Below are 12,673 nucleotides of genomic sequence, written 5' to 3' on the forward strand. Positions count from 1 at the left end.
GTTGGTGAAGTACTAGTGACACGGTAGCCAGATTTTCCCTAAATTCACATACAATTTTGGGTGTTAGTTCCATACTGCTTCTAGACGATCGCGATCAAGATGGTAAATAATCCTCAGTTTGACAACCTACCGCCAATCAAGTTGATCCACATACAGGATCAAGGACCATCAACCCCACAGGGAGAATCTAGAAGCAGGGCAGGAAAAATAGCTGCACCCACAGACATACGGTGGATAAAAGTACTGGAGTTTTTACGCAGCACCAATCTCGCACCAAACAGCCGCAAGCTTTACGAACGAGAACTCAAACGATTTTTGGCTTGGAGTGAGCTGCACTATCATGAACTGCGTCCACGTCATCTTGCGCTATATAAAGAATACCTAAGAGATGAAATGCTGACTGATGTTGGTAAACCGCTTTCAAAAAGCAGCATTAATGCGGGAATTGCGGCACTCAAAAGCTTTTTTAAATGGATGTCTTACACGTATCCTGAAATTATTGCTACTAATCCTACACTGGGGATAAAACTAGAAAAAGTGCCACTGCCACCAGCCCAGAGTTTAACCCCAGAACAGATGGAGCGGGTGTGGTCAGCATTAGAGTTATTGGGAGAAACAAAGCAACGGGATACAGCACTGGTTCACATTCTCAGTCATGGGCTGCGGGCTGGAGAAATTGTGGAATTAAATGTTGGGTCGTTTGATGGCAAGCTACTGTTTTTACCCGATACCAAAACTAATGAACCACGCTTAGTTCCACTAAAAAAGGAAAGCCGAGAAGTTTTGGCACAGTATTTGCGATCGCGAGAACAACAAGGAGAGGTGTTAAACAGCCTTAGCCCACTAATGATTTCACACCATGCTTCATATAAAGGTGAACGCTTGAGTTATCACGGCATTTACTTCGCTGTAGAAAAAATTGGTGAACTTGCTCATATTGAAGACTTACATCCTCATTCCTTTCGGCATACTTACGCTACTGACTTATTGCTATTGGGTGTTGACCCCAGTCATGCGCGGAAGTTAACGGGGCATCAAAGCGAGAAAGCGTTTCGGCGGTATACCCTCCGCAGCGAACAAGAGGCGGCGATCGCTGCTTACTATCGCGCGATTGGTGAAGAGGAAGCAGAGTAGATTATGCCCAAGCCGTTAGATCCCAAGTGTCAGTTATGCGCCAAGTTACCAACAACCCAAGCTAAAGTGCTGCATGGAACAGCAGGGGATGGATGTTGGAATCCTAAAGTCTGCCACAATCGCCGCTCATTTTATCGCCACCGCTCCCAGAATAATTCAGCAGAAATTGATTCAGTAACAGTCGAACCACCAGCAACATATTTTGCAGTGCTGTATTTGTATAAAGAATCAGGCGATAAACCATTGCACGCCTTGGGCGCAGAACTCTGGCTGGGGCAACAGCCTATTTGTCGCTTAGAACCAATTCACTGCTTTGGACTAACGGCTGGCAAGATCCGCGCCTATACAGATCAGGTGTTGCAGGCTTTTGCTAAACAATACAGTGTTTCACTATATCAATATAAGGATATGTTTGAGATTACCTCAAGCTACTGCCCAGTGCGACCCTGCCCGTTAAATCCTGAATTGTAGCAATGACCACATACCACCAATTAACAATCTGGGATGTGCTGGATGAGTTGTCCGAATCTCCACCAACTTCTTCCCTTGATGCAGTATGGCAGTGCTTGGATACAGAACTGCATGATTTACCTATTGAAACCCAATTATCAACCGCAGGTATTGCCTTCAGTCAAATTGCGGATATTCTCAAGTCTCGTGCCGAGATCCTGTTGCAAGATACCCGCGATCGCAATAACCCAAAGGGGCCAATTATTAGTACTAATATCTTTGCTGGTCTAGTGCGGACAACAATGCACCTAGATTTAGATGATTTGATTGAACCGCAAACACCACAAACCTTTAGACCACATGGCCCACACCAATTTTCATCTCCTAATCAGGAGGGTGATTCTGTAGCAGCACCTGTTGAAAAAGTGAATGTTTTGGCAATGCTCGATGAGGTGACAACTTTAGAAGATGTCCGCAATTTGGCATCAGATGAGGATGTCCAAAAATGGCAGAGAGCGATCGCTAACTACCTGATAAATGTCAAAGATGAGATTTCTTTAGTTAAACTGCAACGTGTGTTGCAAATGCCGATGGTAGAAGTATGGTTAGGATTATTGCTGGGTGGGTTTACACTAGAACAGCGTGGTGATTTTTATAACAGTCGGAATATTTGGGTGAAAAGCTCTCCAATCACTAACACTAACCCGATTTGATTTGAAATTTTGAACTTTCAAGCTGCTTTGACACTCAATAAATTCATTGCTTCTGCTGCTGACAAACCAGGTTGTATTCTCTTTCAAGAAACGCCAGCAGCTTTGACTGCAAGGATGACAGATCAGGTTTGGCAAAATCCCCAATTTTTGCAACTACAAAATACTTGAAACCCTTGATTTATCGTTACAATAGTATTAGTAGTTAATTACCTCCAGAGGGTTAGTCTGAGCGCTATTGAGCTTACTCGTCGTCAGGAGATTCCTTATCTTCTTCGTCATCCTTGTCAAAATTTGTATTGCTGAGGGGGACTTATGGGTGAATCGAAACGCCGCAAGGCAATATTAGGCAATTACTATGGTTTGCCTAATATTTTCAATGAAGTCCAATCAATGTGGACGCAGATTAATTTCTCGCTCAAGCGAGTCAAAGATTCTGATAGTGGATGTTTACTTGTTCAGTGTTCTAACAACGACCGAGGATTCCATCAAGACACTATTGCCCAAATTCAAAAAGAAATAGAAAATTGGAAATGTGATTTAGATATTCCTATCTTGATCCAAGTTCTCCCAAGGGGAGTTCAAAATTCAGGAACTAAACTTTTTGATGGGTTCCTTACCCTTTGGTGTAATTGTCCGGAATTTGAATTGTGGCGAGAAATATTTGAAATAAAACTCGATAAGTGAACTTTGTTGCATTAAATTATTGTTTCCTCGCTGCACCATCATTTCTGTTGCCTCCACTCAATTTTGTACTCCCGTTCCATAGCCACCAGCAGCTTTGCCTGCAAGGATGACAGATACGGTTTAGCTTGTTTCCCCAACCCCTGCAACAGCCAATCTACAGAAGAGTCACGGCTGGCCACTTGATGCAACTGCCGTAACCTCACACATAACTGCTGCATGAATTGGCAATCTTCATCAAGCAATTCCAGTAACTTTAGGTGTTCAATCTTCACGGTATAGTCGCCGTCCCAAGTCTGGAGTGTACAGCTGTATTCCCCAACGTGACTTATCACGCCCCAATAACCTGCTTTACCCCTCAAGTCTGGATTATCTCTGGGCAGAAAAATGCATATTTCCCCAATGTGGTAAGGATTAGGTACTTTCGTCCTTTCGCGTATCCTATCCACTACGTCTTTCACTATGCGACCAGATGGAATCTTATTGCCAGCTTGCTCTACTGCCTGTTGCCATACATCCGCTTGCACAGCTGGTTCCAATTCAGCTTTCGCCAAAAAACGCAATTGTCGTTCATTGGTCGGCATTGGAATTTGCCGACCATTGGTCGGCAAAAACTTTTGAAGATTCTCATAAACCACAGTCGCCGAAATCTTTAAGTAAGCCGCGTCACGACTATAATTGAAGCGATCGCGGCAGTATTCTTCAAAAGTCCGGTGCGTGGAACGGTACAATCTACGATCCCGCAACTCCATCAGCGCCTGACCTGCTGACAAAAATGCCCTTTCTACCTGACGTTCCAATTGCAAGCGTAAGCTTTGTTCTTCAAGAGTCAACTCTGTAACTTCAACAGCAGTCACCGTAATCGTTGCTGAGGCTGGCTTGTCTTGGGCAGAAATATTTTCGGGAGTAGAGTCGGTGGCTGGCTTTGGTTCAACAGATGCCGCAGAGGTAGCTTTTTTGCGTCTGGATGGTGGTTTGTTCATTGCCGCACCTCCAGGCTGACAGCAGTCAAACAAATATTGAATTGTGTCATCATGAAATATAGTGTTTTTATTTATGCCCCCATCCTTTAAACAGGTTGGGGTTTTTTATTGCTTTTTATATTTTGCACCGATGAAAGAATACTTTGACGAAAATCAGTTCAATACCACAGTTAACAAGAAAGACTTTATAAGTCAGGAGCCTAAATTCAATTCTGACTTCTGACTTGTGCCAACTGAATTCAATTTCAGCTTATCCTAGAAAATACCCTCTTCAGCACATGGGTAAAACAACGGCTAATGCTTGATTATTTAACGGCGGGTATTGCATTTTGGACGACTTTGTTTGGAGTACAAGAGTCGTTGTTAGAATTTCGCCTTGGTTATCTCGGTCGTTACTGGTTTCTTGCGATTAGTGCTAGCCTACTCCTGAGCTTTTTGCTCTCTGCCCCGATTATCACGCTAATCATTAAATTTGCGGTAGATCCGTTCACTTTTCTAGGTAATGTTATTCTGTGTGCAATCGCTGCCGTCATCTTTGGTGTGATTCTCAGTCTGGCGCAATGGCTGATACTTCGTCAAACCCAGATAACACCGAGAGTTTTTGCACTGATCAATACTGTTATTGGAATTCTCGTCTACTTCCTACTGGTGTGGCTCAATGAGGGTAGTTTGGAGTGGAGCGGTAATTTCATTCAAGGCTGGAAAACTGTAATAATATCTTGGCTTCGTGTTATCAGTTATACAAAATACGATAATCTTAACCATACAATTGTTAGCTTCGACAACTACTCAATCACTATTCATCCTTATATATGTAATTGCGAAAGTTCCTGGTTTTACCACTTGGCTTATCGACGGGCAGCAGCGGCGTACAGAACCTCAAAGATTTAGCTAAAGCTTCTAACTACAAGGGGGATATGAACTTTCGTTACATCCAAAGCGAATAAAGAGTGTATTTGCTTTTTTAAGCCCAAAGCAGAGTATTTGGAGGTTAAAAATTAATCCTGACCACAGATGCCAGTCATCAGCTTTAGCTATTTATCAAAATTTTCTGAGATGCTAAACATTTAATATCAAGCTAATAAATGTTTACATCTTAAGTTCAGGGTGAAAATCATGATTTTCACTTGTGAAGGTGATGTGAAATCAGCAATTCTTACAAAAGAAAGTTTTGTTGCAGAAAAATTACTTTTTTCAGTTACTAGTAGCGCTGTCAATAATACAAGCAACTGCTTTCAATGAAGAACGATTGTCTATTGTGTTTCTTGTGTTCCCGATTTAGCTGAGTTTCCATAATTTCTATGAGTTACAAAAAATATGTTGCTGGCATTCCAAGTATTGCCAAACTAAAGTACCAATATTACTTACGCATTTGTAGTGCATTATAGCTAATTATAAACTAAAGTAAAGTCCTGATTTATAAGGGTTTCAGCAATTTGAGCCAATTAAGCGTTTATTCTCTCAAAGTCCTACCCAGCAATGAATTGGATATCCTTAAAATTTTCTTTACGAATCAGCTCTTAGCTTACAAACAAAAGAAATATCTGCGATCGCAACCTATAGACTATAGATACTCGATACTGCTAACTTCAACACCTATACTAACGCTTGAATACTTAACCAGCGCCATGCAGATTTAGTTGATTGACTGGTTGTAGTTAAAAAATATCACTGATGAGTAATAATTACTATTGATAGTAACTTTCAAGCATAAAAGAAGAATATAGACATGGTAGAAGATAATGCAGCGAGATTTGCTTTAAAAACTGAGCTTTTATTACGTATAGAGAAATTAGGACTACAGCAAAGCCTATTTCCAAGCTCTGACGAACTTATCGATCAACTTATACAACAGTTGGAGGACATAAGTCCTATTCTGCAACCACTTCAACCTAACGATCTTCCTTCTCTATTAGGTAACTGGCAATTAGTGTATGCATCTGCTGGGACAGTTGTCACACGCCAGATTGCATCAATTCCAGATTTTTTAGGTGGAATCAAAATTAAACGCGTGTGGCAAAGATTGGCTAGTGTCAATAATACCAGAAAAATCTCAACCTCTAATAGCGCCCAGGTTGAATTACCTATTTTAGGTGAGTGGCAGTTACAAGCTAATGGACATTGGAAATGGGATACAGATGAGAAAACTGCCACAGTGTCCTTTAACTCATTTTCCATACAAGCAACAAAACCTTTTGGACTATCTAATTGGAGTTTTCCTGAGTTGAAAATACCAGTATTAGAATTTCTACAAAGAGAGGCTCTGTGGATAACCTCTTACTTAGATCAAGAAATTAGGGTAGGACGAGGTGCAACAGGTAATTTATTTGTCTTTCATCGTGATATAACATCTTAAAGTTAAGTTATCACAGAAAAATTATACTCCCTGGAGTTAATTCCAAGCGTCATTTAAAATTGAGATGAAAAAATCAAATATTTCCCTTGCTTGTTGGCAACATTTAGCTTCCATATTTTATGTATTATTCTCTTCATCAGTTAGAGCGCAGATTGTTCCAGATAATACATTACCGATTAATTCTCTAGTTACTTCCCAGGATAAGACGATCAATATTAATGGAGGGACGCAAGTAGGAAACAACTTATTTCATAGCTTCGAGCAGTTTTCCTTATCCACAGGTAGTACTGTCTACTTCAATAATACTTTGAATGTTCAAAACATTATTAGTCGAGTAACTGGTTTATCTGTCTCTAACATTGACGGTTTTTTGAAAGCTAACAGCAATGCTAATCTATTTTTAATTAATCCTAATGGGATTATTCTTGGCCCTAATGCTGTCCTAAATATCGGTGGCTCATTTTTAGCTACCACTGCTAACAGAATTAACTTTGCTGATGGTAGCCAATTCAGTGCAAAAGCTCCACAAAATCAACCCTTATTAACAGTGAGTTCACCTATTGGTTTAGGATTTGATGGTAATCCAGGCGTAATTAAAGCTCAAGGTACAGGACACAATCTGACTCTCAATAGCCCATTTTCACCATTTATTAGAACCATTAGCTCAAATGGCTTACGTGTCAAACCAGAAAAGACTTTGGCTTTAGTGGGTGGTGACGTAACTTTAGAGGGAGGAAAACTTGGGGCAAGTGAAGGGCGAATTGAGTTAGGTAGTGTTGATAAAGGAGTAGTACACATTAATCCAGCTTCTAATGGTTGGAATTTAAGTTATGAAGATGCCATTAGCTTCAAGAATATTCAACTATCTCAACAATCAATAGCAGATGTTAGTGGCTTTGGTAGTGGTTCTATTCAAGCACAAGCTGCTGAGGTGGAATTAGGAGGGGGCTCAATATTTTTAATTCAAAACCAAGGGAAAAATTTGTCAGGTGACATTATTGTAAATGCTTTTGAAGAATTGAGAATAATAGGAACTTCTCGGAACGGAGCAATTCCTACTAGCTTGGTTAATGAAACCTTAGTAGGAGATGGAGGAAAAATCGAAATTTTAACTAAAAATCTAATTCTTCAGGATGGAGCAGCAATAGCTGCTAAAACTTATGGTATAGGTAGGGGGGGCGATGTATTTGTGAATGCTTCCGAATTTACTCAAGTTGCTAACGGTTCCTCTTCCGTTGTTCAACTACCTAGTAATATCATTACTTCAACTTTTGGCTCTGGAAATAGTGGCAATCTTACGCTGTCTACAAAAAATTTGTCTGTACAAGATGGTGGAGAAATCCTAACTTCAACTTTTGGTACTGGCAAAGGTGGTAACTTAACAGTTAATACTGCTGAATCTACTCAAGTAATTGGTTACTTACCAGGCACTTCACAGCTTTCTAGTACTATTGTTACTAGAGCTTCTGGCTCTGGTAATGCAGGCAATCTAGCCCTTTCAACAGGACTCTTAAGTATCAAAGATGGAGGTATTATTGGTTCTTTAACTCTTGGAAGTGGCTCTGGAGGAGATGTAACTGTAAATTCCAAAAACTCTATAGAACTTGTTGGAGTAGTACCAAATATCTTTACTCCAAGCTCTTTAGTTACTGCAACTTATAGCAGTGGTAATAGTGGGAAATTAATAGTTAATACAAAAAAGTTAACAGTTAGGGATAGCGCAATAATTAATACTTCTACCCGCTCAACTGGGAAAGCTGACAGCCTTACTATTAATGCTTCTGATTCTATAGATGTAATAGGTAGAGTCCCAGGCGCTGTCAATCCCAGTCTCATAAATTCATCTGTTATCGATTTCAATGAAAGTTTTCAAGAGCTATACCTGCTGCCTTCGATGCTAAGAGGAGATTCGGGAAATGTCACAATTAATACTAATAAGTTAAATATTGCAGATGGCGCATTAATTAGTGTCAAGAATGATGGTTTTGGCAACGCTGGAACAATTAATATTAACGCTGATACAATCAATATTTCAAACAACGGCGGCATTACCGCGACCACTGCCGTTGGCGAAGGTGGTGATATTGGAATAACGTCTAAAATCATTCAACTACGCTCTGGCAATATTTCTGCAACTGCTGGAAAACAAGGCACCAAGGGCAACGGCGGGAACATCCGCATCGACACAAACATCGTGACAGCCTCGAACAACAGCGCCCTCACAGCGAACGCATTCCGTGGGCGGGGGGGCAACATTCGCATCAACACAAAAGGACTATTTATTTCGTCTAATACACAGGTTACAGCTAGTTCAGAACGAGGTATTAACGGCACAGTACAGATCAATGTTCAAGACAGAAATCCCAGCCAAACCAAAGTGCAAGCACAAGTGATCGCAAAAACACCAGAGGTAGCGTCAGTATGCCAGGGACATTCTGGTGGAGTAAGGAGTACATTTGTGAATATTGGTGCTGGGGGAGTAGCAGCTAGTTCTGACAATCAGTTAGATAACAGTTCTACTTGGCACAGAAATTCTAATCCTGTCCAGGCGATTGATAATTGGGAGCAATCAAAGCCATCAAAAGCTGAGGAACCCCTAGAAATTGTAGAAGCCCAGGGTTGGATATTAAATGCTGATGGAGATGTAGTCTTGACCGCACAAGCCGATCCACCAAGTCCCTACGCTGAGGTGTCTGCTTCTAGATGCCATAAGCTACCTTCTACGCCGCCAGTATCATCGATAACAGAAGCGGTAAGGTTAAAATGATTAGTTTTTGGGGTTTATTCAAGTACTTGTTGTTATGCATTCTAGGATTATGCATAGCTATAGGACAGCCGTCTTTGATTCTGGCTCGGGAAGTAAGCAAACAAGCACAACAGCATCAAGCTGAAGTACTGAACCAGAGAGGACAGAGACAACTGGATCTAGGTCAGGCAAGAGAAGCCTTAAAGTCTTGGCAGCAAGCTACAAAACTTTTTGAACAGATAAAAGATACAGAAGGAATCACCGGAACCTTAATTAATCAGAACGTCGCTCTACAAGCTTTAGGTTTACATCTTCGGGCCTGCAAGATAGTTGTCACAGCTTTGAAATTCGATGCTGAAATCTGTGCCACCTCGTCAGACCAGCCTGCTGATTCTACAAAAAGACTACTTGATGCAGAAATTGATAAGTTGAACTCAATACCTGTACATCTACTAGGCTTACAAAATTTAGGAAATGTATTGCGACAATTAGGCAAGTTATCTGAATCAAAATTAGTTCTGAGAAAAACGTTATCAATTGCTCAACAGTTAGCTAATTTTGATAACAGTGCAATTTTGCTATCACTCAATAATACTGAAAAATCTATATATCAACAGGTACGGGATAAATATAGTTGGATAGAAGAACCAGTTTTTCAAAAAGAAACTGTTAATTTGATTCAAAAAAAGGCACTCGAATTACTCAGTAATTATCAGTCATTAATTAATACTCAAACTGCACCAATACCAATCAAACTACAGGCGCAACTATACCGTTTGAGCTTACTATTAGACTTTGAAAAGTGGTTAATAACAGAATCAAATTCAGGTAATGGACAGTTAGCTGCTATTGAAACTCAAATAAATCAACAGATTAAACCTTCAGTAGAGCTAATACTGAAAAATTCTTCGGCATTCTCTAATTTGCCTGCTAGCCAATCTATTTATACCAAGCTAAACTTTGCCAATAGTCTCAATCAAATTCCAGACGAACGATTACATTCAGTAGCCATCCAATATGCAGAATCAGCTTTGCAAACGGCTAAAAGCACTAATGAACAGAGGCTTATGTCTTATGCTTTCGGCACACTGGGCAAACTAGAAAAACAACGAGAGCGTTCGCTCGATTATCTTGGACAAGCTATGGCTTTTGCTCAATCAATTCAGGCATGGGATATCGCATACCAGTGGCAGCACGAATTGGGTTTACAGTACTACAAACAAGGAAAGTATGACAAAGCCGAGAAAGCTTACAGTGCTGCAATTAATAACCTGACGCGAGTTCGTGATAATCTCTTAGCAAGTAACGTAGACACACAGTTTTCCTTTTATGAGAAAGTAGAACCTGTTTATCGTGAGTATATGCGATTACTATTATCGTCTCCTAACCCTAATTTAGAGTTAGTAATTCAGACGAATGAACAACTGCAAATAGCAGAATTGGAGAATTTTTTGAAATGCGGGAAACTGGATGTCGTAGCTTTGAATAAGCTTCAAGGCTTGCCTATCACAACCGCAATAATTCATATTATTGATTTAGGCGATAGCATAGAAGTAATTGCCCAATACTCTAATCACTCTCTTGTTCGTAACTCTGTTGACGCTAAGTTAATTAGAAGCCATGTTAATAATATATTAGATACTGTGCAGTCTTCCAGATTTTTTTCTAGTGCTAACAAGGAAATTATTTTATATTATCAAAAATTTTATGAGCTACTGATTAAACCTATTCAGGCATATTTACCTTCATCAGGGACACTTGTATTTGCTTTAGATAGATCATTTCAGAGTCTACCAATGGATTTACTTTATAATGGAAAAAACTATTTAATAGAAGAATACAGCATTGTAGAAACTTTCGGTTCTAAAATCCGGCCGCCTAAATCTTTATCTCAAAATAAATTTACAGCTTTAATCGCTGGACTCAGCAAAGAAAGCCCCAGCTTCAAGGATAAAAATGCTCCAAAAGGGTTGAAAGCACTAGGGGAAGTGGCAGTAGAAGTAGCCGAGATTAAGAAAGAAACAGATTCCTCAACTGTACTGTTAAACGAAAACTTTACTAGTCTACAGTTCAAACAAGAACTAACTAAAAATGATTTTCCAATTGTTCACATCAGCACTCATGGGCAATTTAGTTCTAACTCTGATAAAACTGTATTTTTAGCTTATGACAAAGTAATAAACGTATTAGAATTTGATAATTTACTAAAGCAAAAGACTCAATCTAATGAAAATACAATCGAATTATTAGTTTTAAGCGCTTGTCAGACAGCCAAAGGTAATAAGCGTTCAACCTTGGGAATGGCTGGAGTGGCAGCACAAGCAGGCGCACAGAGTGTAATTGCTAGTTTATGGCTGGTAGATGAGGATTCAACTGCTATACTCATGCAAGAATTCTACAAGGGTTTGAAAAATGGTTTGACTAAAGCAGAAGCACTGCGTCAGGGAAAATTAAGTTTATTATCCAATACTAAATATGTTCATCCTTACTTTTGGTCAGGCTTTGTGCTAGTTGGTGGATGGTTATAAAATTCTACTATTTTTAAACCTTCTTGTACACGAGCTAGTTCATCTAAGTTATTAGTGTTTTTTGCCAGTTCTGCTGCTTTACTATATTCACGAAGTGCCTCCTTTGGTAGCCATGCTTCTAAATACCGATCTGCTAATAATCTGTAGACAGTAGGGTTTTGGCTTCCTGCTCTTACTCTTACTTGCAGTGATTCAATCGTTTCATTTAAAAGATTTCTCGACATAAATACAGCGTCTAAATCCAAAATTGCAGCTTCATCTGGAGGTAAATTTAACTCATTAATTTTCTTCACCTTTGCTGTAAAAGCAGCTTGTTCTTCTTGGGGCAAAACACTAACCACTAATGGCTCTGAAGAAATAATAGGAGTATGACCCACATTAGCTAATACAGTAAATTTGTAAGTATTAAAAACTTGTAATTCCTTTTGTTCTTTTGGATAGGTTAGTGCAGTAATAGTTTTATCTACTGTCTTCTCCCAGTAAAACTCATAACCACTAACAACTATTGTGTAACTAGTAGCTTGAGGTACAGCATACCAAGAAATTACAGGTCTGGTACTCAACATTGAACTGCCATAGGGACTAATTAGCATTGGTACATCTGTTGGTCCTTTGATGCCGTCACATTCAGTTGGGTTTAATCCCGTACATAGTCTTACTCTGTCGTGCGGTAGCCTACATTTATCTTCAGCATCGAAAATCATACTTTGTTTAAAATCTAGAAATTCTCCGTTCAAGTAACATAAAGTATTAACTGTTCGTCCATTCATTGGAGTAATGCGATCTCCTGAACACAACAAGCTATTTACTCGCCAGTGAAGATCGCTCACGCTAGTAACTCGACCAATAACCTTACACCTACGTTTTGCTTCTGGCTTTACCTGACCCCACGCATTACTCAAACCTAGAAGAAGTATCGTTGATGCAACTACTAAAAATTGGGAGATGCGGTCTTTTCTCCCAATTTTGTTCTTTTGTATGTGTGTACTCAGCATCAAAAGTTTTATATAGCTATATGCAAGTTAATAGCATACAAGAATTGGAGAGATAAAAAAAGGGTATTTAATAATGCTTGTAAATTT

At 39.6% G+C, this 12,673-nt stretch carries 11 protein-coding genes; 9 read left to right on the plus strand and 2 right to left on the minus strand.

The genetic code is table 11. The features are described 5' to 3' along the window. Positions 1-99 precede the first annotated feature (99 nt). From RM347_RS24870 to RM347_RS24890, 5 genes are all read left to right on the plus strand, one after another. On the plus strand, positions 100-1,134 hold the full coding sequence (locus RM347_RS24870; RefSeq protein WP_322716397.1) for a tyrosine-type recombinase/integrase: 1,035 nt from the start codon (positions 100-102) through the stop codon (positions 1,132-1,134). A gap of 3 nt (positions 1,135-1,137) precedes the next feature. Then, the gene (locus RM347_RS24875; RefSeq protein ID WP_322716398.1) at positions 1,138-1,605 is read left to right on the plus strand and encodes a hypothetical protein; all 468 of its coding nucleotides are present in this window, start codon (positions 1,138-1,140) and stop codon (positions 1,603-1,605) included. A gap of 2 nt (positions 1,606-1,607) precedes the next feature. Further along, the gene (locus tag RM347_RS24880; RefSeq protein ID WP_322716399.1) at positions 1,608-2,297 is read left to right on the plus strand and encodes a hypothetical protein; all 690 of its coding nucleotides are present in this window, start codon (positions 1,608-1,610) and stop codon (positions 2,295-2,297) included. 9 nt (positions 2,298-2,306) lie between these two features. Beyond that, positions 2,307-2,465, plus strand: coding sequence for a hypothetical protein (locus RM347_RS24885; protein WP_322716400.1), 159 nt, complete (start codon positions 2,307-2,309; stop codon positions 2,463-2,465). A 144-nt stretch (positions 2,466-2,609) separates the two neighbouring features. Then, positions 2,610-2,981 carry a hypothetical protein gene (locus RM347_RS24890; RefSeq protein ID WP_322716401.1) on the plus strand — a complete coding sequence of 124 codons (372 nt, stop codon included), beginning with the start codon at positions 2,610-2,612 and terminating at the stop codon, positions 2,979-2,981. A gap of 38 nt (positions 2,982-3,019) precedes the next feature. On the opposite strand, the gene RM347_RS24895 is transcribed toward RM347_RS24890, so the two are convergent. Continuing rightward, positions 3,020-3,961, minus strand: a complete 942-nt coding sequence (locus RM347_RS24895) for a hypothetical protein (protein WP_322716402.1) — start codon at positions 3,959-3,961, stop codon at positions 3,020-3,022. A gap of 297 nt (positions 3,962-4,258) precedes the next feature. Here RM347_RS24895 and RM347_RS24900 point away from each other — a divergent pair, with 297 nt between their 5' ends. From RM347_RS24900 to RM347_RS24915, 4 genes are all read left to right on the plus strand, one after another. Continuing rightward, positions 4,259-4,852 (plus strand): hypothetical protein, encoded by a 594-nt coding sequence (locus RM347_RS24900; protein ID WP_322716403.1) that lies wholly within the window; start codon positions 4,259-4,261, stop codon positions 4,850-4,852. Between the two features lie 838 nt (positions 4,853-5,690). Then, positions 5,691-6,317 (plus strand): PAP/fibrillin family protein, encoded by a 627-nt coding sequence (locus RM347_RS24905; RefSeq protein ID WP_322716404.1) that lies wholly within the window; start codon positions 5,691-5,693, stop codon positions 6,315-6,317. Positions 6,318-6,381: 64 nt separating this feature from the next. Then, the gene (locus RM347_RS24910; RefSeq protein WP_322716405.1) at positions 6,382-9,084 is read left to right on the plus strand and encodes a filamentous hemagglutinin N-terminal domain-containing protein; all 2,703 of its coding nucleotides are present in this window, start codon (positions 6,382-6,384) and stop codon (positions 9,082-9,084) included. A 74-nt stretch (positions 9,085-9,158) separates the two neighbouring features. Beyond that, positions 9,159-11,591 carry a CHAT domain-containing protein gene (locus tag RM347_RS24915; RefSeq protein WP_322716406.1) on the plus strand — a complete coding sequence of 811 codons (2,433 nt, stop codon included), beginning with the start codon at positions 9,159-9,161 and terminating at the stop codon, positions 11,589-11,591. Here the strand turns inward: RM347_RS24915 and RM347_RS24920 are convergent. Continuing rightward, positions 11,549-12,586, minus strand: a complete 1,038-nt coding sequence (locus RM347_RS24920) for a tetratricopeptide repeat protein (protein ID WP_322716407.1) — start codon at positions 12,584-12,586, stop codon at positions 11,549-11,551. The genes RM347_RS24915 and RM347_RS24920 overlap by 43 nt on opposite strands. Between the last annotated feature and the right edge of the window lie 87 nt (positions 12,587-12,673).

It is taken from the genome of Nostoc sp. ChiQUE02, assembly GCF_034531305.2.
Classification (GTDB): Bacteria; Cyanobacteriota; Cyanobacteriia; order Cyanobacteriales; family Nostocaceae; genus Nostoc.

Coding starts and splice junctions, on each gene's coding strand:
- RM347_RS24900 (WP_322716403.1), top strand. CDS start 4,259: ATGCTTGATTATTTAACGGCGGGTATTGCATTTTGGACGACTTTGTTT.
- RM347_RS24895 (WP_322716402.1), bottom strand. CDS start 3,961: ATGAACAAACCACCATCCAGACGCAAAAAAGCTACCTCTGCGGCATCT.
- RM347_RS24910 (WP_322716405.1), top strand. CDS start 6,382: ATGAAAAAATCAAATATTTCCCTTGCTTGTTGGCAACATTTAGCTTCC.
- RM347_RS24920 (WP_322716407.1), bottom strand. CDS start 12,586: ATGCTGAGTACACACATACAAAAGAACAAAATTGGGAGAAAAGACCGC.
- RM347_RS24875 (WP_322716398.1), top strand. CDS start 1,138: ATGCCCAAGCCGTTAGATCCCAAGTGTCAGTTATGCGCCAAGTTACCA.
- RM347_RS24890 (WP_322716401.1), top strand. CDS start 2,610: ATGGGTGAATCGAAACGCCGCAAGGCAATATTAGGCAATTACTATGGT.
- RM347_RS24870 (WP_322716397.1), top strand. CDS start 100: ATGGTAAATAATCCTCAGTTTGACAACCTACCGCCAATCAAGTTGATC.
- RM347_RS24880 (WP_322716399.1), top strand. CDS start 1,608: ATGACCACATACCACCAATTAACAATCTGGGATGTGCTGGATGAGTTG.
- RM347_RS24905 (WP_322716404.1), top strand. CDS start 5,691: ATGGTAGAAGATAATGCAGCGAGATTTGCTTTAAAAACTGAGCTTTTA.